General features: G+C 73.1%; 21 protein-coding genes. 10 read left to right on the top strand and 11 right to left on the bottom strand.

The window, feature by feature from the left end; genetic code table 11:
* The 4 genes from ABZU25_RS17905 to fabG form a co-directional block, all read right to left on the bottom strand.
* Positions 1 to 780 (bottom strand): HAD-IIA family hydrolase, encoded by a 780-nt coding sequence (locus ABZU25_RS17905; RefSeq protein WP_355030446.1) that lies wholly within the window; start codon positions 778 to 780, stop codon positions 1 to 3.
* The gene (locus tag ABZU25_RS17900) at positions 773 to 1,825 is read right to left on the bottom strand and encodes a ferrochelatase (protein WP_355030445.1); all 1,053 of its coding nucleotides are present in this window, start codon (positions 1,823 to 1,825) and stop codon (positions 773 to 775) included. Before ABZU25_RS17900 ends, ABZU25_RS17905 begins: the two co-directional genes overlap by 8 nt.
* A gap of 100 nt (positions 1,826 to 1,925) precedes the next feature.
* Positions 1,926 to 2,693: an enoyl-ACP reductase FabI gene (gene fabI, locus ABZU25_RS17895; RefSeq protein ID WP_355030444.1), complete on the bottom strand. Its 768-nt coding sequence runs from the start codon at positions 2,691 to 2,693 to the stop codon at positions 1,926 to 1,928.
* Between the two features lie 30 nt (positions 2,694 to 2,723).
* On the bottom strand, positions 2,724 to 3,428 hold the full coding sequence (gene fabG / locus ABZU25_RS17890; protein ID WP_355030443.1) for a 3-oxoacyl-ACP reductase FabG: 705 nt from the start codon (positions 3,426 to 3,428) through the stop codon (positions 2,724 to 2,726).
* Between the two features lie 155 nt (positions 3,429 to 3,583).
* On the opposite strand from fabG, the gene ABZU25_RS17885 reads away from it, so the two are divergent.
* The 4 genes from ABZU25_RS17885 (at position 3,584) to ABZU25_RS17870 (ending at position 7,712) form a co-directional block, all read left to right on the top strand.
* Entirely contained in the window at positions 3,584 to 4,819 is a 1,236-nt protein-coding gene (locus ABZU25_RS17885; RefSeq protein ID WP_355030442.1) for a histidine kinase, read from the top strand.
* Complete coding sequence (locus ABZU25_RS17880) at positions 4,816 to 5,478, top strand: response regulator transcription factor (protein ID WP_355030441.1); 663 nt, start codon at positions 4,816 to 4,818, stop codon at positions 5,476 to 5,478. The genes ABZU25_RS17885 and ABZU25_RS17880 overlap by 4 nt, the downstream gene beginning before the upstream one ends.
* Before the next feature lie 99 nt (positions 5,479 to 5,577).
* Positions 5,578 to 6,483: an alpha/beta hydrolase gene (locus ABZU25_RS17875; protein ID WP_355030440.1), complete on the top strand. Its 906-nt coding sequence runs from the start codon at positions 5,578 to 5,580 to the stop codon at positions 6,481 to 6,483.
* Complete coding sequence (locus tag ABZU25_RS17870; RefSeq protein ID WP_355030439.1) at positions 6,480 to 7,712, top strand: acyltransferase; 1,233 nt, start codon at positions 6,480 to 6,482, stop codon at positions 7,710 to 7,712. Before ABZU25_RS17875 ends, ABZU25_RS17870 begins: the two co-directional genes overlap by 4 nt.
* A gap of 351 nt (positions 7,713 to 8,063) precedes the next feature.
* On the opposite strand, the gene ABZU25_RS17865 is transcribed toward ABZU25_RS17870, so the two are convergent.
* Genes ABZU25_RS17865 through ABZU25_RS17855 form a run of 3 tightly spaced genes read right to left on the bottom strand, consistent with a single transcriptional unit; the run spans position 8,064 to position 11,091 of the window.
* Positions 8,064 to 9,014, bottom strand: coding sequence for a VWA domain-containing protein (locus tag ABZU25_RS17865; RefSeq protein WP_355030438.1), 951 nt, complete (start codon positions 9,012 to 9,014; stop codon positions 8,064 to 8,066).
* A complete protein-coding gene (locus tag ABZU25_RS17860; RefSeq protein ID WP_355030507.1) occupies positions 9,011 to 10,006 on the bottom strand; it encodes a DUF58 domain-containing protein in 996 nt (331 codons plus the stop codon). Before ABZU25_RS17860 ends, ABZU25_RS17865 begins: the two co-directional genes overlap by 4 nt.
* Entirely contained in the window at positions 9,985 to 11,091 is a 1,107-nt protein-coding gene (locus tag ABZU25_RS17855) for a MoxR family ATPase (protein WP_355030437.1), read from the bottom strand. Before ABZU25_RS17855 ends, ABZU25_RS17860 begins: the two co-directional genes overlap by 22 nt.
* Before the next feature lie 241 nt (positions 11,092 to 11,332).
* On the opposite strand from ABZU25_RS17855, the gene ABZU25_RS17850 reads away from it, so the two are divergent.
* From ABZU25_RS17850 to ABZU25_RS17840, 3 genes are all read left to right on the top strand, one after another.
* On the top strand, positions 11,333 to 11,563 hold the full coding sequence (locus ABZU25_RS17850; protein ID WP_355030436.1) for a hypothetical protein: 231 nt from the start codon (positions 11,333 to 11,335) through the stop codon (positions 11,561 to 11,563).
* 68 nt (positions 11,564 to 11,631) lie between these two features.
* Positions 11,632 to 12,111, top strand: coding sequence for a PH domain-containing protein (locus tag ABZU25_RS17845; protein WP_355030506.1), 480 nt, complete (start codon positions 11,632 to 11,634; stop codon positions 12,109 to 12,111).
* Positions 12,112 to 12,208: 97 nt separating this feature from the next.
* Positions 12,209 to 13,717, top strand: coding sequence for a PH domain-containing protein (locus ABZU25_RS17840; protein ID WP_355030435.1), 1,509 nt, complete (start codon positions 12,209 to 12,211; stop codon positions 13,715 to 13,717).
* A 166-nt stretch (positions 13,718 to 13,883) separates the two neighbouring features.
* Here ABZU25_RS17840 and ABZU25_RS17835 read toward each other — a convergent pair whose 3' ends face one another.
* The gene (locus ABZU25_RS17835; RefSeq protein WP_355030434.1) at positions 13,884 to 14,933 is read right to left on the bottom strand and encodes a phosphatase PAP2 family protein; all 1,050 of its coding nucleotides are present in this window, start codon (positions 14,931 to 14,933) and stop codon (positions 13,884 to 13,886) included.
* Positions 14,934 to 15,060: 127 nt separating this feature from the next.
* Here ABZU25_RS17835 and ABZU25_RS17830 point away from each other — a divergent pair, with 127 nt between their 5' ends.
* Both ABZU25_RS17830 and ABZU25_RS17825 read left to right on the top strand, forming a co-directional pair.
* Complete coding sequence (locus ABZU25_RS17830; RefSeq protein WP_355030433.1) at positions 15,061 to 15,465, top strand: hotdog domain-containing protein; 405 nt, start codon at positions 15,061 to 15,063, stop codon at positions 15,463 to 15,465.
* The gene (locus ABZU25_RS17825) at positions 15,462 to 16,292 is read left to right on the top strand and encodes an MBL fold metallo-hydrolase (RefSeq protein ID WP_355030432.1); all 831 of its coding nucleotides are present in this window, start codon (positions 15,462 to 15,464) and stop codon (positions 16,290 to 16,292) included. The genes ABZU25_RS17830 and ABZU25_RS17825 overlap by 4 nt, the downstream gene beginning before the upstream one ends.
* Here the strand turns inward: ABZU25_RS17825 and ABZU25_RS17820 are convergent.
* A complete protein-coding gene (locus ABZU25_RS17820; protein ID WP_355030431.1) occupies positions 16,289 to 17,224 on the bottom strand; it encodes a PfkB family carbohydrate kinase in 936 nt (311 codons plus the stop codon). The two genes, ABZU25_RS17825 and ABZU25_RS17820, sit on opposite strands and share 4 nt — an antisense overlap.
* 116 nt (positions 17,225 to 17,340) lie before the next feature.
* Positions 17,341 to 18,492, bottom strand: coding sequence for an XdhC/CoxI family protein (locus tag ABZU25_RS17815; RefSeq protein WP_355030430.1), 1,152 nt, complete (start codon positions 18,490 to 18,492; stop codon positions 17,341 to 17,343).
* A 371-nt stretch (positions 18,493 to 18,863) separates the two neighbouring features.
* Here ABZU25_RS17815 and ABZU25_RS17810 point away from each other — a divergent pair, with 371 nt between their 5' ends.
* Positions 18,864 to 19,985 (top strand): lytic polysaccharide monooxygenase, encoded by a 1,122-nt coding sequence (locus tag ABZU25_RS17810; RefSeq protein ID WP_355030505.1) that lies wholly within the window; start codon positions 18,864 to 18,866, stop codon positions 19,983 to 19,985.
* A gap of 80 nt (positions 19,986 to 20,065) precedes the next feature.
* On the opposite strand, the gene ABZU25_RS17805 is transcribed toward ABZU25_RS17810, so the two are convergent.
* Positions 20,066 to 21,099, bottom strand: a 1,034-nt coding sequence (locus ABZU25_RS17805; protein WP_355030429.1) for an asparagine synthase C-terminal domain-containing protein, incomplete at its 5' end; no start/stop codon positions are given.

The raw sequence follows: 21,099 nt of genomic DNA, 5'->3' as shown, positions 1-21,099 counted from the left end.
TCAGATCTCGTCGAGCAGGTCCGCGACCGAGTTGATGATCCGGGACGGGCGGTACGGGTAACGCTCCGCCTCGGTACGGCTGCTGATCCCGGTGAGCACCAGGATGGTCTCCAACCCGGCCTCCAGGCCGCAGAGGATGTCGGTGTCCATCCGGTCGCCGATCATCGCGGTGCTCTCCGAGTGCGCGTTGATCGTGTTGAGCGCCGAGCGCATCATCATCGGGTTGGGCTTGCCGACGAAGTACGGCTCCACCCCGGTCGCCTTCGAGATCATCGCGGCGACCGAGCCGGCGGCCGGGAGAGCACCCTCCACGGACGGGCCGGTCACGTCGGGGTTGGTGCAGATGAACCGCGCCCCGTCGTTGATCAGGCGGACCGCCTTGGTGATCGCCTCGAAGCTGTAGGTGCGGGTCTCGCCGAGCACCACGTAGTCCGGGGCGAAGTCGGTGAGCACGTAGCCGACCGCGTGCAGCGCCGTGGTCAGCCCGGCCTCACCGATGACGTACGCGGTGCCGCCCGGCCGCTGGTCGGCGAGGAACTGGCCGGTGGCCAGCGCGGACGACCAGATCGACTCCTCCGGCACGTCCAGCCCCATCCGGCTCAGGCGGGCCGTCAGGTCACGCGGGGTGTAGATCGAGTTGTTTGTCAACACCAGGAACGGCTTGCCGGAGGTTCGCATCCGGTTGATGAACTCCGGCGCCCCGGGCACCGGCTGGCCCTCGTGCACCAGCACGCCGTCCATGTCGGTCAGCCAACTCTGTACGGGGTTGCGGTCATGCATCGGTGCTCCCAGCAGGCGTCGGACGGCGGGTCGGTACGCAGCAGACGGTCGGGCAGCTGTCCCACATCGGCAGCTCGCCCAGGCGACGGCGCAGCTGCGCGCCGTCCGGGTCGGTCCGCTCGGTGACCAACTCCCGCACCATGGTGACGAAGCGCGGGTCGGTGCCCGGGGTGGCGGCCCGGACGAAGTCCAGGCCGAGCTGCTTGGCCGTCTCCAGCGCCTCGGTGTCCAGGTCCCAGACGACCTCCAGGTGGTCGGAGACGAACCCGATCGGGCTGACCACCACCGCGGTGGTGCCGCCCTGCGCGAGGGTGGCCAGGTGGTCGTTGATGTCCGGCTCCAGCCACGGCATCTGCGGTGGGCCGGAGCGGCTCTGCCAGACCAGGTCGTACGCGAGGTCGGGGGCGGCGGCCGCGGCCACGAGCCGGGCGGTCTCGTGCAGCTGCGCCTCGTACCGGCCGCCGTGCGGGCCGGCGTTCGCCGCCATCGAGGTGGGGACGGAGTGGGCGGTGAAGACCAACCGGGTGGTGTCCCGCCGCGCCGGGTCGAGGTGGCTCAGGGCCGCCCGGACCGCGTCGATGTGCGGCTCGACGAAGCCAGGGTGGTCCCAGAACTGGCGTAGCTTCTCGATCACCGGGGCGTCCGGGCCTACCGCGGCCCGCGCGGCGGCGATGTCCTCCTGGTACTGCCGGCAGGACGAGTAACCGCCGTACGCGCTGGTGACGAAGGCCAGCGCCCGGGTGACCCCGTCGTCGCGCAGCTGGGTCACGGTGTCGGCGAGCATCGGGTCCCAGTTGCGGTTGCCCCAGTAGACGGGCAGGTCGAGGCCGTGCGCGGCGAAGTCGGCGCGGATCGCGGCCAACAGCTCGCGGTTCTGCTTGTTGATCGGGGAAACCCCACCGAAGTGCTGGTAGTGCTCGGCGACCTCGGCCAGCCGCTCGGGCGGCACGCCTCGCCCCCGGGTCACGTTCTGCAGGAACGGCATCACGTCCTCGGGCCGCTCCGGCCCGCCGAAGGACACCAGCACCACCGCGTCGTACGACATGGGGTCATTCTTGCCGGTCGGCCGGGACCACCCGGCGACGCCCCCTGGTCCGGACGCGTGGGTCACGTCGGCGGCGGTCGGGGGCGTCGTCGGGGGAACGTCAGGAGCCGATGGCGTGGTAGCCGCCGTCGACGTGGACGATCTCGCCGGTGGTGGCCGGGAACCAGTCGGACAGCAGCGCCAGGCAGGCCTTGGCGGCGGGCACCTGGTCGCTGAGGTTCCAGCCCAGCGGGGCCCGCCCGGACCAGGCGTCCTCGAACTCGTCGAAGCCGGGGATCGACTTCGCGGCGATGGTGCGCAGCGGCCCGGCGGCGACCAGGTTGCTGCGGATGCCCTGCTTGCCCAGGTGCATCGCGAGGTAGCGGGACGCCGACTCGAGACCGGCCTTTGCCACGCCCATCCAGTCGTAGACCGGCCACGCCACAGTCGCGTCGAAGGTCAGGCCGACCACCGCGCCGCCGGGCGACATCAGCGGCAGCGCCGCCATGGCCAGCGACTTGTACGAGAAGGTGGAGACGTGCAGCGCTGTCGCGACGTCCTCCCAGGGGGCGTCGAGGAAGCCGCCGCCCAGGCAGCTCTGCGGGGCGAAGCCGATCGAGTGCACGACGCCGTCGAGGCCGTCGACGTGCTCGCGTACCCGGTCGGCCAGCCCGGCGAGTTGCGCCGGGTCGGTGACGTCCAGTTCGATGACCGGGGCCGGCTCGGGCAGCCGCTTGGCGATCCGCTCGACCAGGGAGAGCCGGCCGTAGCCGGTGAGCACGACCTGAGCGCCGTTCTCCTGGGCGAGCTTCGCCACCGAGAAGGCGATCGAGGCGTCGGTGATGACACCGGTGACGAGCAGCCGCTTACCGGCGAGCAGTCCGGACATCGCAGTTTTCCTCCGTACTCAAAAAATGGGTCAGTGGCCCATGCCGAGGCCGCCGTCGACCGGGATCACGGCGCCGGAGACGTACCCGGCGCTGTCGGAGGCCAGCCAGGTGACCACCCCGGCGACCTCGTCCGGGCTGGCCATCCGGCCGGCCGGGATCGACTTGCGGATCTCCGCCTTGCGGTCCTCGGGCAGGCCGGCCGTCATGTCGGTGTCGATGAAGCCGGGCGCCACCACGTTGGCCGTGATGTTGCGGCTGCCCAGCTCCCGGGTGATCGAGCGGGCCACGCCGACCAGACCGGCCTTGCTGGCGGCGTAGTTGACCTGCCCGGCACCGCCGGCGAGGCCGACCACCGAGGAGATGAAGATCATGCGGCCCCACTTGGCGCGGAGCATCTTCCCGGAGGCCCGCTTGGCGACCCGGAACGCACCGGTGAGGTTGGTGTCCACCACGCCGGTGAACTGCTCCTCGGTCATTCGCAGCAGCAGCGTGTCAGCGGTCATGCCGGCGTTCGCGACAAGCACCTCGACCGGCCCCAACTCGGCTTCGACGGCGGTGAACGCGGCGTCGATCGAGGCCGCGTCGGTGACGTCGGCCCGTACGCCGAACAGCCCCTCGGGCGCCTCGCCGCTGCGGTGGGTGACCGCCACCCGGTCGCCCTGCTTGGCGAAGGCCTGCGCGATGGCCAGGCCGATACCCCGGTTACCCCCGGTGACCAGCACGGTACGGGCCACTGTTCCCCCTTGCGAATGCTCAGCACGGACGCGTCGGAGCCTAGGCGTTACCGGCAGGTAAGCGCTAACCGTAGCCGCGTCACACTGAGGTACGACACCGGGATCAACCCCTGGTGGCACGCCCCGTGACGGGCTCGGCCCGTAGCCTCCCGATGGTGAACCGGCAACCGATCGTCGTGGCCCTGCGGGCCCTGCGACAGACCCTGCTGGGCCCGGACGCCCCGCCCGGTCGACCGCTGCTGGCCCGCTGGCCCCGGCTGGCCCGACCCGCCGCCCCGGTCGGGCTGCTCGCCGCGCTCGGCCTCTTCTGGATCACGCTCAGCGTGGAGAGCGACTGGGGCCTGCCGCCGCCGATCGCGGTGCTGTTCGCGGCGATGACAGTGGCGCCGCTGCTGGCGCTGCCCCGGCGTCCCCTACTGGCTTGGCGGCTGACCGTGCTGGCCCTGCTGGTGTGCACGTTCAACGCGCCGACCGACATGCCCGGACCGTGGACGCCGCCGCTGGCGCTCGGGTCGGTCGCGGTGGTCGCGGTGGTCGTCGCGCGGGTCGACCGTCCGGTGCTGGCCTGGCTGGTGGCGATCACCGCGGTGCCGGTGCTCATCCTGGTGCACCCGGAGAACCGGGCCGCGGTGCTGGCGCTGCTCGGCGCGTTGGCGATCGTCGGTGACCTGATCCGGCGCAACCGGTTGTCCCGGCGGGCACTTGCCGCGCAGACCGAGCTGAGCGAGCGGGAGCAGGAGCGCCGCGCGGTGCTGGAGGAACGCACCCGGATCGCGCGGGAGTTGCACGACGTGGTGGCGCACCACATGTCGCTGATCGCGGTGCAGGCGGAGACCGCGCCGTACCGGTTGACCGAGGTGCCGGCGCCGGCAGCCGCCGAGTTCGTGGCGATCGCCGCCTCCGCTCGCGACGCGCTTACCGACATGCGGCGACTGTTGGGAGTGCTGCGCAGCGAGTCCACCGGCCCGCAGGTCGCTCCGCAGCCCGACCTGGGCGACCTGGGCGCGATGGTGGACGCGGCGTGCCGGGCCGGCCTGCCGGTCACCCTCGACGCCACGGTCGCTGACGACGGGCGGGTGCCCGCGCCGGTCGGGCTGGCCGCGTACCGCATCGTGCAGGAGGGCCTGGCCAACGCGGCCCGGCACGCGGCCGGGGCCGCGGTGCGCGTCACCGTCCGCGCCGAGGGGTCCACCCTGACGGTACGCGTGCGGAACGCGCCGCCCGACGACGTGCGCGCCCGGGCCACCGAGGCCGGGGCCGGGCACGGCCTGACCGGCATGCGGGAGCGGGCCACCTCACTGGGCGGTACGTTCACCGCCGGGCCGCTGCCCGACGGGGGTTACGCGGTGGTGGCCGAACTGCCGTACGACGCGGAAGGCGGGGACGCGTGATCAAGGTGCTGATCGTCGACGACCAGGCGATGGTCCGACAGGGCTTCGGCGCGCTGCTCGCCGCCCAACCGGACCTGCTGGTGGTGGGTGACGCCGCCGACGGCGCGCAGGCCGTCGCCGCCACCCGCCGGCTCGACCCGGACGTGGTGCTGATGGACGTGCGGATGCCTGTCATGGACGGTCTGGCCGCCACCCGCAAGCTGCTCGGCGACCGGTCGGCGCAGCGACCCCGGGTGCTCATCCTCACCACCTTCGACCTCGACGACTACGTGTACGAGGCGCTGCGCGCCGGGGCCAGCGGCTTCCTGCTCAAGGACGCCCCGGCGGCCGATCTGGTGCAGGCGGTGCGGGTGGTGGCGGCCGGGGACGCGCTGCTCGCCCCGGCGGTCACCCGCCGGTTGATCGCCGAGTTCGCGGCCCGCCCGGACCGCCGCCGGCCCCGCCCCACCGATCTGGCCGGGCTCACCCCCCGGGAGACCGAGGTGCTGCGGTTGATCGCCCGGGGTCGCAACAACGCGGAGATCGCGGGTGACCTGGTGGTCGCCGAGCAGACAGTGAAGACGCACGTCGGGCGGATCCTGGCCAAGCTGGGGTTGCGCGACCGGGCCCAGGCCGTGGTGCTGGCGTACGAGACGGGTCTGGTGGCCGCCGGCGAGTAGCCCCGCGGAGCCACCCCGCACACGGCTCCCCGGGACGATGACCGCGCACCGCCCACCCGCGCACTGTGCCTCCGGACGACATTCCGGAGGGAGAACGAGATGCGACGACGAGGTGCCAGCCGAGTGGCGCTGGCCGCGCTGCTCGGCGTGAACCTGGTCCTGCCGACCCGAGCCGAGCCGGTCGCGGCGACGGGGTTCGTGGAGGCGTACCCGGTCACGGCGGCGGCGATGCGCGCGGCGGGCCCGCCGTACGCGGACTGGGCGGCCGACGGGCGTCGGTTCCTGTCGTTCGACAGGCGGGGCGACGGCCGCGCGGTCGAGGTGCTCGGCGACCTGGCCGGCGCGGACCGGATCGCGGTGCTGGTGCCGGGGGTGGGCAGCACCCTTGCCGACTTCGACAGGGGGTTGGGCGGGGTGGTCCGCCGGGCACCGGCGGTGCAGGCCGGGCAGCTCTACCGGGAGTTGCGGGCGAGCGAGCCGTTGGCGCGGGTCGCGGTGCTGGCCTGGCTCGGCTACGACCCGCCCGACGGGGTGTGGACGGCCGCCGGTGGCCTCAGTGCCCGGCGCGGCGCGGCCGGGTTGGCCGGGCTGCTGCGGGAACTGGCCGCACGCCGTCCGGCGGCGACGATCACGTTGGTCGGGCACAGCTACGGGGCGCTGGTGGTGGCCCTGGCGGCGGCGGACGCCCCGGCCCAGGTCACCGATGTGGTGAGCCTCGGCGGCGTCGGCGCGGGGGTGCAGCGCGCCGACGATCTGCCGGGCGGGCAGCGGTTCTGGGCGGCGGAGGCGGCCACCGACTGGATCCGTCGGGTTCCGCCGGTGCGACTGCTCGGCCTCGGCTTCGGCCGCCGCCCCGGCGACCCGGCGTTCGGCGCCCGCAGCCTGCCGGTGGGCGGGGTGGCCGGGCACGACGGCTACCTGGCTCCGGGCAGCGCCACGCTGGTGGCGGTGGCGGGGGTCGTGCTGGATGGTGTCGACGCCGACCGGGTCGGGGACGCGCGGTGAACCGGGACCGTACCGTCGACGCGCTGCGGGCGTACGCCATCGGCGGGGTGGTGCTGGGGCACTGGCTGGTCACCGGGTTGGTGCTGACCGGCGACGGCGGGCTGCACCAGGCCAGCCCGCTGACCGCGTTGCCCGCTCTGGCCCCGGTGACCTGGGTGTTGCAGACGCTCGGGCTGTTCTTCTTCACCGCCGGCTTCGGCTCGGCCCGGTCGCTGGCCGGCCACCGGGGCGGTCCGGGTGGCTGGTTGGCCGGTCGGCTGCGCCGGTTGCTGCTGCCGACGGTGGCGCTGCTGGGGGTGGGTGCCGCCGTGCTGCTCGCCGCCACCGTCGTCGGCACCCCGGACGACACGCTCGCCGTCGCGCTGCGGCTCGCGGTCAGTCCGTTGTGGTTCCTGGTGCCGCTGGTGTTCCTGATCGCGGTGACCGGACCGCTGCGCACCGCCGTACGCCGGTGGGGGCTGGGCCGTTGCGTAGTACCGGCGGTGGCCGTGGTCGCCGCGGCGGACCTGGCGGTGCGGCTGCTGCCGGCGGGCAGCCACCTGCCACCGGTCAGCGTGGTGGCGGCCTGGTCGGTGCCGTACCTGCTGGGCGTGGCGCACGCCGACGGGCGGTTGGCCGGCCGACGGGCGGCGGGCACGCTCGCGGCCGGCGGGGTGGCCGCGCTGACCGCGTTGCTGGCCGTGGGCTACCCGGTGAGCGCTGTCGGCGTGCCCGGGGCCGGGGTGTCCAACCTGAACCCGCCGTCGCTGCTGGCCGTGGCGCTGGCGGTGACCCAGGTCGGGCTGGGCCTGCTCGCCCGGCCGGCGCTGGAACGGCTGCTGGCCCGGCCGTTGCCGGGCCGAGCGGTGACCGAGGTGAACCGTTGCGCGTTCCGGATCTATCTGTGCCACCAGCCGATACTGGTGGGGGTGACAGCGCTCACCGCCCGCGGCGGGCTGGCGCTGCCGGGGTTGCACACCGTGCCGGACGACCCGGGCTGGGTGCTGGCGCGTTTCTGCTGGCTGCCCTTGCTCGCCGCGGTGCTGGTCACGGTCGTGCGGGCGGGCCAGCCGCGGGCGCGGCGCCAACCGGGCGGTGGAGGGGTCGCCGGCCGGTCGGCCGAGTGCGTCTCGCCGGCGCCGCAGGTGTACGATCATCGACGTTCCGGCCCGCCCGACTTGCAGGAGGTGATCGCTGTGCGAGATAGCGATCCTCCCAGTCGTGGCCGGGCCGATGGTCAGCCCCGCTGAGCCACGACTCAGTCTGGTGAGCTGACCCCGCTCCGCTCCCCCGCCCCTCGGCACACGCCGAGGTGTGTGTCGCGCCGTCCGATTTCGGGCGGTCGCCGGGAGCCGCCCGGTCACGACTTCGTGTGCGCGTCCCCACCCCCTGCGGTCCGCCCCCGCACGCGGACCGTCCAGCCGCCACCCGGAGCCGTCCATGAGCCGCTACGTCGCCCCACTGGGCTTCACCCTCGCCGCCGTCTGGGTGGCCATCGTCTTCGTGCTGGCCGGCGGCGGCCACTGAGGTCGTGCTGGCCGGCGGCGGCCACTGAGGTCGTGCTGACCGGCGGCCGTCGGTGACCACCGCCGGTCCACCGCTCAGAGCATCCGCGACGACCACAGCAGGCTGAGCGCGCCGGCGCAGAGCGCCAGCAGCAGCGCCAACCCGGCGTACCACTGGGTCACCTCTCGTGGCTCGGTCCGGAAGCCGATCGAGCTGCCCATGTCCTGATAGACCTGCTTCAGCTCGCTCACCGAGGCCGCCTCGTAGAAGTAGCCCTCGGTGGTCTCGGCAAGCTCGGCCAGGGCCAACCGGTCCACCGGCACCCGCTGCAACTGCCCGCCGATGTCGACCTGACCGGTGTCGGTGCCGAACGCGATGGTGGAGACCGGCACGTTGGCAGCCTGCGCGGCCGCCGCCGCCTCCTCCACCGCCCGCCCGGAGGTGCGGAACCCGTCGGAGAGCAGCACGATCCGTGCCGGCGGGATGCCCGCCGCACCGTCGGCCGGCACCGACCGGATCGCCTCCAGGCAGGTGAACACCGCCTCGCCGGTCGCTGTCGCCTCGGCCAGCACCAGACCGTCGATGGCACTGGTCACCGCGTCCCGGTCCTTGCCCGGCGGCACCAGCACGTTGGCCGCCTTGGCGAACGACACGAGACCCAGGTTGTAGCTCTCCGGCAGCTCACCGACGAACTGCTTGGCGGCCTCCTGGGCCGCCTCCAGCCGGTTCGGTGCCACGTCGTCGGCCTGCATCGACAGCGACACGTCGATGGCGAGCATCACGGTGGCCCGCTCCAGCGGCTCCCGGGTGTCCACCGCCGGCCGGGCCAGCGCGGTGGCCAACACCAGCAGGCAGAGCAGGAACGCCGTCGCCGGAACGTGCCGACGCCAACCGAGCCCCTTCGGCGCCACCGTACGCAGCAGGTCCACATTGGTGAACCGCATCGCGAACGCCCGGCGGTGCAGCTGCCGCCAGACGTAGAACGCCGCGAGTGCGAGCACCGGCAGAACCGCCAACAGCCACCACGGTTGCATGAAACGGATCATCGTGTCGTCCCCCGGGTACGAGCGTGCCGCTGCGCGGCCACGAATCGCACCATGTCCAGCAGCCAGTCTCGGTCCGTACGCAGACGCAGGTGGGCCGCGCCGGCGCCGCGCAGGGCGGCGGCGATCGTGGCCCGTTGGGCGGTCGCTGCGTCGGCGTAGCGCTGCCGCAGCCGTGGATCGGCGGTCTGCACCTCGTGCAGCTCGCCGCTCTCCGGGTCGACCACCGGCAACACACCCACGTCGGGCAGCTCCAGCTCGCGCGGGTCGATCACCTCGATCGCGAGCACGTCGTGGCGGACCCGCAGCTTGCGCATCGGCCGGGCCCACTGCTCGGCCGGCGCGAGGAAGTCCGAGATCACCGCGGCCACCCCGCGCCGGCGGGGCGGACGGTTGAGCATCTCGATCAGGGCGCCCAGGTCACCACGGCCCGGCTGGATGGTGGTGCCGGCGACGGTACGCAGCAGACCCTGCGCCTCCTTGCGACCGGAGCGGGCCGGCAGCCGGGTGAGCACCCCGGGTCCGGCCGGCGGTGGTGCCGCACGCCAGCGGCGGGCCGGTGCGGACACGCCGCCGCCGGTGCCGATCACCGCGCCGATCCGGTTGCCGCCGCGCACGGTCAGGTGGGTGATGGCGGCCGCGGCGGCCACCACCACCTCCCGTTTGAGCCACTGCCCGGTGCCGAAGTCCAGACTGGCGGAGAGGTCCACCGCCAGCCAGGTCTCCAATTCCCGGTCGGCGACAGTACGCCGCACGTGGGGGGTGGTGGTCCGTGCGGTGACCGGCCAGTCCATCCGGCGCACGTCGTCGCCCGGGCGGTACTCCCGGGATTCGCCGGCCTCGCTGCCCGACCCGGGCAGCAGACCGGCGTAGTCGCCCTGGAGCAGACCGTCGAGCTTGCGGGTGACGAGCAGTTGCAGCCGGGACAGCACGGCCTCGCTGCGGTCGGGGGCGGGACGAGGGGTGGGTGAGGTCACGGCCGCTGCCCGGGCCAGCCAGCGCCCGGCGGCGGCGCGGTCGGCGACGGGGTGGCCTGCTGCCGGGGCGCGACCGCCGGCAGGGGAATTGTCGACATCACCCGGTGCACGATGTGGTCGGCGGGCACGTCGTCGGCGAGCGCGTCGTAGCTGAGCACCAACCGGTGCCGCAGGATGTCCGGCGCGATGTCCTGCACGTCCTGCGGCAGGGCGTAGTCGCGCCCGCGCAGCAACGCCAGCGCACGCGTCGCCCGGACCAGGCCCAGCGAGGCGCGTGGACTGGCCCCGTACTGGATCAGTTGGGCGACGTCGGGCATGCCGTGCTCGGCGGGGGCGCGGGTCGCCAGCACCAACCGGACCGCGTAGTCGACAAGGGCGTTGTGCACGAAGACCTGGTCCGCCTTGCGTTGCAGGGCGACCAGCTCGGGTGTGTCGAAGACCGCGGTCGGCTCGGGCGCGGACACGCCCATCCGGTAGACGATCTCGCGTTCCTCCGCGTCGGTCGGGTAGCCCACCACGATCTTCATGAGGAACCGGTCCCGCTGCGCCTCCGGCAGCGGGTAGACGCCTTCCTGCTCGATCGGGTTCTGGGTGGCCATCACCAGGAACGGGTCGGGCACCCGGTGGCTCTCGCCGCCGATGGACACCTGCCGCTCGCTCATCACTTCCAGCAGCGCGGACTGCACCTTCGCCGGCGCCCGGTTGATCTCGTCGGCGAGCAGGAAGTTGACGAAGACCGGGCCCAGTTCGACGTCGAACTTCTCGCTGGACTGCCGGTAGATGCGGGTGCCCATGATGTCGGAGGGCACCAGGTCCGGGGTGAACTGCACCCGGGCGAAGGACCCACCGACGACCTTGGCGAGGGTCTCCACCGCCAGGGTCTTGGCGACCCCGGGGACCCCTTCGAGCAGGCAGTGACCGCGAGCGAGCAGCGCGACGAACATCCGCTCCACCATCCGGTCCTGCCCGACGATCACACGTTTGATCTCGAACAGCGCCCGCTCCAACACTGTGGCGTCCTGCGCGGGTGTGGTCACCGCCGCGGGCGTCTGCGGTGCCGCCCCGTTCGGCGTCGGGGCGTCGGGCATGGTCGGCTGGGCCACCGGTCCTCCACAGCGTTTGTCGGTCGTCGCGGCTCGTGCGGTATCCAGACTCGCATGCCTTGCTGAGTGTCGAGGTGGGGAGAAGCCGATTTTCGCCGCGCCGCCCTCAGCAGCAGAATCGCCCGACGAGGGTGTACAAGGACCGGCCTGCCGCGTGTACGATTCACCCCGTCGCCGGGCGGCTCCCCCCGTGGTCGCCCGGCGATCAAACTTTCCGTCCGGCCGCCCTAGACTGGCCCGGATGAGCATCCCCTCCAGCGCCGACGAGCCCCTCGTCTGCTCGGCCCGCGGTTGCCGCGCCTCCGCTCTCTGGGCCCTGGAGTGGAACAATCCCCGGCTGCACGACGCCGATCGGCGCAAGACCTGGTTGGCCTGCGCCGAGCACCGGACCAGCCTCGGTGACTTCCTGGACGCTCGCGGCTTTCTGCGTGCCGTCACTCCGGTGCCCGGATCGCCTACGCTCGACACGTGAGCACCCCCGGCGCCCCACCGCCTCCCGGATACGACGCCTCGACGGCCGCACCGGCGGGCCGAGGGCCGCTGGAGCCCTGGCCCGACACGGTCCACTGGCAGCCGATCTCCACCGACCTGATCTGGGTGGAGCTGATCCGGCTGGCAGTCGTTGTCGCCATCGGGCTGGCGGCAACCGGTGTCGGCTGGGCGTTGAGCGGCCACTGGCTGTTCGGGCTCGCCCTCGCCGTCGTGCTGGTGCTCGGCGGGTGGCGGGCCGTCGCGGTGGTCCGCGCGGTCCGGGCCTGGGGGTACGCCGAGAGGGACACCGACCTGCTGGTCCGCCACGGGCTGCTGGTCCGCCGGCTCTCCATCGTCCCGTACTCGCGGATGCAGTTCGTCGACGTCAGCGCCGGGCCGTTGGAGCGCGCCTTCGACCTGGCCACCGTGCAGTTGCACACGGCCGCGGCGGCGAGCGACGCCCGGGTGCCCGGACTGCGCCCGGCGGAGGCGTCCCGGCTCCGCGACCGGCTCACCGCGCTCGGCGAAGACCGGGCGGAGGGGCTGTGAACGCTGGAGCGGGCTGGTCGGGGTGGCGCTGCGGGCCGCACCGCGACAGACCTGGCACGTCCGGAGCGGAGCACCGGCCGGGCTCGGGACCGGCCCGATGAGCGACGGTCCCGCCGAGTGGAGCACCGTGCCACCCGCCGACGCGACGCCGCACGCACCGGTGCCACCCGCCGACTCGGCACCGCACGCACCGGTGCCACCCACCGACGCGACGCCGCACGGGCCGGTGCCGTCGGCGGAGCCCTCCGCCTGGCCGGCGCCCCCGGGCGAGGGCGAGCCCCGGCAGCGACTGCATCCGCTCAGCCCGCTGCTGCACGGCGCCAAGTCCCTGGCCGTGGTCATCGCCGGGTTGTCGTGGTCGACGCTGTCCCGGGTGGGCTTCGGCTGGTTCGCCGCCATGGTGGCGGTGCTGGCGCTCGGCGCGACAGTGCTGTCGGTGATCAGTTGGTACAACACCGGCTACCACGTGGTGGGCCGCGAACTGCGGGTCTACGAGGGGCTGCTCTGGCGGCGCACCAGGGCCATCCCGTTGGAGCGACTACAGGCCGTGGAGGTGGTCCGGCCACTGCTGGCCCAGCTCAGCGGTCTGGCCGAGTTGCGTCTGGAGGTGGTCGGCGGCGGCAAGACCGAGGCGCCGCTGGCGTACCTCGCGGTGGCCGACGCGGCCCGGCTGCGCGAGCGGCTGCTGGCGCTGGCCGGGCGGGTGACGCAGCCGACCGTGCCGGGCCACGCGGCGCCCGCTGTGGTCCCGGGGGCGGCGGCGCCACCGATGACGGCCGCGCCGGGCCGGCCACTGCACGCGGTACGCAACCAGAGCCTGCTGGTCAGCCAACTGCTCACCCCGCAGGCGTTCCTGCTCCCGTTCGGGGTGGCCTTCGTCGTGGTGCAGTTCGTCACCGCGGGGTCGTGGTCGTTCGTCGCGGTGGCGAGCACGCTGACCGCGATGGCGGGCGTGCTGCTGCAACCGGTCCGGCGGGTCCTCGACGACTGGAACTTCCGGCTGGCCCGCGACGGCGGCACGCTGCGGGTGCACAACGGCCTGCTGGAGACGCGGGCGCAGGCCGTGCCGCTGGCGCGGGTACAGACCGTGCGGGCCACCTGGCCGCTGCTCTGGCGGGTGAACGGCTGGCTGCGGCTGCGCCTGGAGGTGGCGGGGTATTCCCTCGCCGAGGCCGACGACCGCAACCGGCCCGACCGGCTCCTGCCGGTCGGTGACCTGCCGACGGCGACGATGATCGTCGCCGAGGTGCTACCCGGGGTACGCCTCGACAACCTGCCGCTGACCCCTCCACCGACCCGCACCCGATGGCTGCACCCGCTGGGCCGTCGCGCGTTCGGTGCGGGACTGTTCGACGAGGTGTTCGTCACCCGCTCCGGGCGGCTCACCCGGCAGTTGGTGATCCTGCCGTACGCCCGCATCCAGAGTGTGCGGGTGGTGCAGGGGCCGGTGCAGCGCCGCCTCGGGTTGGCCTCCGTGCACGCGGACACCGCTGGCGGTTCGGGTGCCACCGCCCAGGACCGCGACCTGGCCGAGGCGTGGGCGATGGCAGCCGAACTGAACGCCCGCGCCCACCAAGCCCACCACCCCACCCACCCCCACCCCTAACCCCACCCCCACCCCCACCCCGCGCCCCCGTCCCGCCGACGCCTGTTGATCAAGAGGTTTGCGTCAGGAATCGGGGGTGCGGTGACGCAAACTTCTTGATCAACAAGGGTCGGCGGGGCAAGGGTCGGCGGGGCAAGGGTCGGCGGGACGGGGGTCGGGGTGGGGGTTAGTGGTCGGCGGGGACGTGGGGGTGGTCGCTGATGGGGTCTGGTGCCTGGGGTGGTGATGGGGGCTCGGTGGGCGGTTGCGGTTCGGCCTTTGGGTGACGGGCTCGCCAGGCCGCCCAACCGCGCTCCGCCAACCCGACCACCAGGAAGGTCAGCCCCACGTACGTCCAGCCGACCAGCACGTCGATCACGTAGTGCTCACCCGAGTAGACCAGGGTGAAGGTCATCGCCAGCGGGTACGCGAGCAGCAGCGGCCACCAGCGGCGGCGGGTGGTGGTCAGGAAGAACAGCACCACGAACAGCGCCCACGCGGTGTGCAGCGACGGCATCGCGGCGACCGGGTTGGACGCGATCTGGCCGGCGTTGAGCACGTTGCCGGCACCGTGCATGCCGAACGCCTTCCAGCCCCGGGTGGAGATCCGGGCGACCTCGGTGAGCAGCCCGTTCTGCGCCGCCCACCAGGGCGGGGCGGCCGGGTAGATGAAGTAGGTCACCAGGCCGGCGGCGCAGAGGAAACCCCAGCGCCGCATGTACGCCGCCCAGCGGTGGCGGTCACGCAGCCAGAGCACCGAGGCGGCGGTCAACGCGACAACGAAGTGGGAGAAGTACACCCAGCTCGCGGCGACGTCCCACCACTGCACCTGCGGCTGGTAGAGGTGCTGCTGCAGCCAGATGGTCGGCACCTCGCCGCCGGTGGCCCAGCCGAACATGAACCGGTCGGCGACGATCAACTCCATCGCGTGCGGGGTGGCCCCGTTGTCGGCGAACCCGCGCGAGAGGTTGTAGACGACGAACAGGAGCACCACCGGCACCCAGTCCCGGGCGAAGCGCAGGTGACTGCGCCACGGCCGGTCGCTGTTCCAGGCGATGGTCGCCGCCCAGATCCAGACGAAGGCGTACGCGGGGTCGGTGGGCAACCCGATCGCCAGCCACGCGGTGACGAAGGCGACCCCCCACACGCTCATGGCGACGACGCGCCGACGACCCCCGTCGCCGGACGCGGGCGGGTCGGTCCGGGCGGGGGGCTGGGGGTCAGTCACGACGGCCATCGTCGTCAAGGTTAACGACGGGTACGGCATCGACCGACGGGGACCACCCGTCGGTCGTTCGGGGCGGGTGCGCACGGATCGCCGGGCGCGTGCCCGACGCCTCCAGCGAGCACCTAGGCTGACGACCATGCAGGAGCAGCCCGAGCCGGCCTTCGCGCCGGGTCTGACCGCCCAGGTCGAGTTGACAGTCACCGACACGGACACCGCCCAGGCGGTCGGTTCCGGGGACGTACCGGTGCTGGGCACTCCCCGGGTGCTCGCGCTGGCCGAGGCCGCCACCGTCGCGGCGACGGCGACCGGGATGCCGGCGGGGTCGACGACAGTGGGGACGCGTGTCGAGCTGGAGCACCTGGCGCCGACCGTGGTCGGCCGGACGGTCCGGGCGCAGGCCCTGCTGGCGACAGTCGACGGCCGCCGGCTGTCGTTCGAGGTCACGGTCAGCGACGGTGACCAGACGGTGGCCCGGGGCCGGGTGGACCGGATCCTGGTGGACCGGCAACGCTTCGTCGAGCGCGCCGGGCGGTCGTCGTGACCGCCGGTTTCGCCGAGGTCGCCGACCGGGTGCACGTGCTTCGCGAACCACTGCTGCGGGTCAACGTCACACTGGTCGTCGGCGACGACGAGGCGCTCCTGGTGGACACGCTCTCCTCGGCCGCTCAGGCCGCCGAGCTGGCCGCCGCCGTCCGGGCGGTCACCGACCGCCCGTTGACGCTTGTCAACACCCATCACCACTACGACCACTGCTTCGGCAACGCCGTCCTGGCCGGCGACCCGCCCCGCCCGGTGTACGCGCACGAGCTGGCCGCGACGGCGCTGCGCACGCATGCGGAGCGGCTGCGCCGGGAGGCGTACGCGGAGCTGCGCGAGGAGCATCCGGCGCTCGCCGCCGAGCTGGCCGACACCCCACTGCTCGCCCCCACGCATACCGTGCACACCGAGACGTCGCTCGACCTGGGTGGCCGGCGGGTGCTGCTGCGTCACCCGGGGCGGGGCCACACCGACGCGGACCTGGTGGTGCACGTGCCGGACGCCGATGTGCTCATCGCCGGAGACCTGGTGGAGCAGAGCGGGCCGCCCGCCTTCGAGGACGCGTACCCCCTGCGGTGGCCGGACGCGGTCGCGGACCTGCTGCGGCTGACCACCGCGCGCACTGTGGTGGTGCCGGGTCACGGTGACCCGGTGGACGTCGACTTCGTCCGCGCCCAGCATGCCGAGCTGGCGAGGCTGGCCTGGCTGATCCGGGCCGCGCACACCGGCAGCGCGCCGCCGGAGAGGGTGGCCGCGGAGGGTCCCTTCGGCGCCCGCGCCGCCCTGATCGCCGCCCGCCGCGGCTACGCCGAGCTGAACGGCGAGGTCTAGGCCCCGAAGCGGCGTTCGACGTCGGCGCGGGTGGGCATCGCGGTGGCCCCTCCGGGGCTCTCGCAGACCAGGCCGGCCACCCGCAGCGCGAACGCGACCCGCTCGACCCAACCGTGCGGGGAGTCTGGTTCGCCGTCGACGAGCAGGTCGGCGATCAGCGCGGCCAGCACCGAGTCGCCGGCACCGGTGGCGTCGATCACGTCGACCTTCGGGGCCGGCACCCGGACCGGGTCGGCGTCGGCGGCGGCCAGCACCGCACCGGCCGCGCCGAGCGTCACCACCACCGTGGCGGCGCCCAGCTCGCGCAGGTACGCGGCCACCCCCTCGACCGGTTCACCCGGGTAGAGCAGCCCGGCGTCGGCGGCGCTCAGCTTGACCAGGTGCGCGCCGGCGGCGAACTCGGCCACCACCTGGCGTAGCCCGTCCAGCGCGGCCGGACCGTCCAGCACTCGGGGGCGCACGTTCGGGTCGAGGACCCGCAGACCCGTGGCGAGCGACCAGGCGCGCCGGGCGGCGGCCAGCGGGCCGGGCTGGAGCAGCGCGATCGAGCCGCAGGAGAGCACGTCGGCGCCCTCCATCAGCGCGAGATCCAGATCGTCGGGGCCGAGCAGGCCGTAGGACGCCGGTTCGCCGTAGAAGCGGAAGTCGGGTTCGGGTCCGGCGTACGTGACCACCGCGAGCGTGGTCGGCGCCGGCACCGTCACCGCACCGGCCACCCCGACGTCGGCCGCGGTCAGGAAGGCGCGGATCCGGCCGCCCAGCACGTCGTCGCCGAGCGAACCGACGAACTGTGCCGCACCGCCGAGGCGGGCCACCCCGACGGCGACGTTGAGCGGCCCGCCGCCGATCGCCTGCCGGTAGACCCGCTCCCCGTCGCGCTCGCTGTCGAGCAGGTCGACGAGCGCCTCGCCGAGCACCACCGCGTACCCCATGCCGATCCTCTCGTCGTCACCAACCACCGGCCGTCGCACGCCGAGCCGATCGCCGTGCCACCAGGCTGGCACAGCGCACGGCCCGGTGGGCGCCGAAGGCGGCGCACCGGCGCGCGCTACCCCGGTCGGTGGATCGCCCCGTCGAGCGCCGCCAGCGGACGACCGCTGCCGCCCCAGCAGGCCGCGACGATCTGCGCTGCCACACTCACCGCTGTCTCCTCCGGGGTACGACCACCGAGGTCCAACCCGATCGGGGAGGCGAGCCGGCCCAGCTGCGCCGCACTGAGCCCCGCCTCGCGCAGCAGCTTGTGCCGCTCGTCGTGGGTGCGCCGCGAGCCCATCGCGCCGACGTACGCCAACCGGTGGCGTAACGCCAGCTCAAGCACCGGCACGTCGAACTTCGGATCGTGGGTGAGGACGCACACCACCGTCCGCCCGTCGGTGCGGCCCGCGTCCAACTCCGTCCGCAGGTAGCGGTGCGGCCACTGCACCACCACCTCGTCGGCCTCGGGGAAGCGCCGTGCGGTGGTGAAGACTCCTCGGGCGTCGCAGACGGTCACCCGGTATCCGAGGAACGCACCGATCCGGGCCACCGCGGCGGCGAAGTCGATCGCCCCGAAGACGATCATCCGCGGCGGGGTGGCGTACACGGTCACGAAGAGGGTGATGCCGCTGCCGCGCCGCTGCCCGTGGTAGCCGTACCGGAGCACCCCGCTGTGCCCGGCGGCGAGCAGCCCGCGGGCGTCGACGCGGGCGGCGTCGTCGAGCCGCTCGTCACCCAGCGAGCCGATCGACCGCTGGCCGGTCAACACCAGCCGCCGGCCCAGCCGCCGCGCCGGATCGGTCGGCACCGCGCCCGGTGGATCGCCGGCATCGGCGGCCACGCAGGTGACCACTGCCGCCGGTTGGCCGCCTCGGCGGGCGGCGGCGACCGCCGCCAACTCCGGCAGGGCGCCGCCGTCGACGCGCTCCACGAACACGTCGAGGATGCCACCGCAGGTCAGACCCACGGTGTACGCGTCGTCGTCGCTGACGCCGTACCGGATCAGCTCGGCTACGCCGGTGTCGAGCACGCGGCGGGACCGTTCGTAGAGGTCAGCTTCGACGCAGCCGCCGGAGACGCTGCCGGTGACAGTGCCGTCGATCGCCACCGCCATTGTCGCGCCGGGCGGTTGCGGCGCGGAGTGCCAGGTGGCCACGACGGTGGCCAGCGCTACCGGCTCACCGGCGCGGCACCGGCGGTGCACCTCGTCGAATACCTCCGGCACCGGCCGCCGCCTCTCCGTTCCGTCGTCCCCGTCCGCAGGATATGGCGTTCGACGGCGGCCGGTGGGTCAACTCATCCATCGAGGAACAGCTATTGCGCAGCGGCGGCGTGGCGTGATGGGATGGCGGGTACCGGGCGGTGCGAGGGCTGCCGCGCCACCGGTTGCCGGGTTCGTCACACGCGAGGGCGCCGGTCCCTGACAGGACCGTTGATGGCGCGCGTCCACCGGCCATTCTTCCGCCGGGGCACGTCGCCGTGATCGTCGCACCGCTCACATCAGCGGGGCGAGCAGGCCACGTCCCACCCGGTTTGCGGTGGGACGGCTCGGGCGGCGCGCCTCGCGAGTCAGGAGAACCCGTGAACCGTTCCCGTATGGCCGCGTTGCTCACCGCGGCCATGACCCTCGCGCTGGGCGCTGTCGCCCTGGCGTCCAGTCCCCAGCCGGCCGCCGCGCACGGCGCGGCGATGACCCCGGGCAGCCGTACCTACCTGTGCTGGCAGGACGGTAAGAGCCAGACCGGCGAGATCAAGCCGAACAACCCGGCGTGCGCCGCAGCCGTGGGCCAGAGCGGGGCGAACTCGCTCTACAACTGGTTCAGCGTGCTGCGCTCCGACGCCGGTGGCCGGACCACCGGCTTCATTCCGGACGGGCAGTTGTGCAGCGGCGGCAACACCGGCTACCGCGGCTACGACCTGCCCCGCACCGACTGGCCGCTGACCCACCTGACGTCCGGTTCCCGGCTGGACTTCCGGTACAGCAACTGGGCACACCACCCGGGCACGTTCTACTTCTACGTGACAAAGGACAGTTGGAGCCCGACCCGGGCGCTGGCCTGGAGTGACCTGGAGGAGCCGTTCCTCACTGTGACCAACCCGCCGCAGCGCGGCGCGGTCGGCACCAACGACGGGCACTACTACTTCAGCGGCAACCTGCCGTCGGGCAAGAGCGGCAAGCACATCATCTACTCCCGCTGGGTGCGCTCGGACTCGCAGGAGAACTTCTTCGGCTGCTCCGACGTGACCTTCGACGGCGGCAACGGCCAGGTGACCGGGGTGGGTCCGGGTACCGGTTCGCCGTCGCCGAACCCGACCACGCCGCCGCCGAACCCGACCACCCCGCCGCCCAACCCGACCACGCCGCCGCCCAACCCGACCACCCCGCCGCCGAACCCGACCACGCCGCCGCCGAGCGGTGACTGCATGGCGGTCTACAAGGTGACAAGCGCCTGGCAGGGTGGCTTCCAGGGCGAAGTCACGATCATGAATCACGGCAGTACGCCGTTCTCCGGCTGGACCGCGAGTTGGGCCTGGCCCAACGGGCAGTCGATCAGTCAGATCTGGGGTGCCACCCAGACGTCGTCCGGCTCGTCGGTGACGGCGACGAACGTCGCCTACAACGGCACTGTCGCACCGGAGGGCACCACCACGTTCGGCTTCCTGGCCAGCACCACGGGAACGAACGGAATCCCCACGGTCACCTGCGCCCGCCGCTGACCACCACCCGCTAGTCGATCAAGAGGTTTGCGTCACCGAGGCAGCTCCCGGTGACGCAAACCTCTTGATCAATTTGGGTGTCAGCGGACCATGGAACCGACCACCGGCTTCGTGAGCAGGGCGGACTGGTTGCGCTGGATGCCCGGGTCGAGGGTCTTGGCCACGAAGATGGCGTGCCAGATGCAGAAGATCAGCACCGTCCACACCTTGCGGGAGTGGTCGGCCTCCTCCCGCTTGTGCTCGTCGAGCAGCCGCAGCGCGTACGACAGGTCGAGCAGGTCGCCGGCGCCGGAGGTGCTCAGCACGTGCCGGGCCCACTCGTACATCTCGCCGCGCAGCCAGACCCGGGTGGGCGTCGGGAAGCCCAGCTTCTTGCGGTTGACGATGGCCGGCGGCACCACACCCTGCAACGCCTGGCGCATCGCGTACTTCGTGGCGTCGGAGCGTGGCGGCAGCTTCAGGTCCACCGGGATCTTCGCCGCGACGTCGAAGACCTCGCGGTCGAGGAACGGCACCCGCACCTCCAGCGAGTGCGACATCGAGATCCGGTCGGCCTTGACCAGGATGTCCCCGCGCAGCCAGGTGTACAGGTCGACGTACTGCATCTTGGTGACGTCGTCCAGCTCCGTGCACTCGGCGTAGATCGGGGCGGTGACGTCGGTGTAGCGCACCGAGGGGTCGTAGCGGCGCATCAGGTGCTGCTTCTCCTCCTCGGTGAACATCCGCGCGTTGCCGTAGTAGCGCTCCTCGATCGGGGTGGTGCCACGCTCCAGGAAGCTCTTGCCCTTGACCCCCTGCGGGATCGCCTTGGAGACCGCGCGCAGACCCTTCTGCACCCCGCCGGGCAGGCCGTTGACGGTGCCCAGCGACAACGGCTCCCGGTAGATCGTGTAGCCGCCGAAGAACTCGTCCGCGCCCTCACCGGAGAGCACCACAGTGACGTGCTCGGCGGCCTTCTTCGCCACGAAGTACAGCGGCACCAGCGCCGGGTCGGCCACCGGGTCGTCCAGGTGCCAGACGATCGTCGGCAGCGCGTCGATCATGTCCTGCGGACCGATCTTGGTGGGGATGGTGGTGACGTCCAGGTGCCGCGCCGACTCCTGCGCGACGTCGA

Source organism: Micromonospora sp. NPDC005215 (assembly GCF_040607915.1).
Classification (GTDB): domain Bacteria; phylum Actinomycetota; class Actinomycetes; order Mycobacteriales; family Micromonosporaceae; genus Micromonospora.
This window is presented reverse-complemented; position numbering and strand designations above follow the sequence as displayed.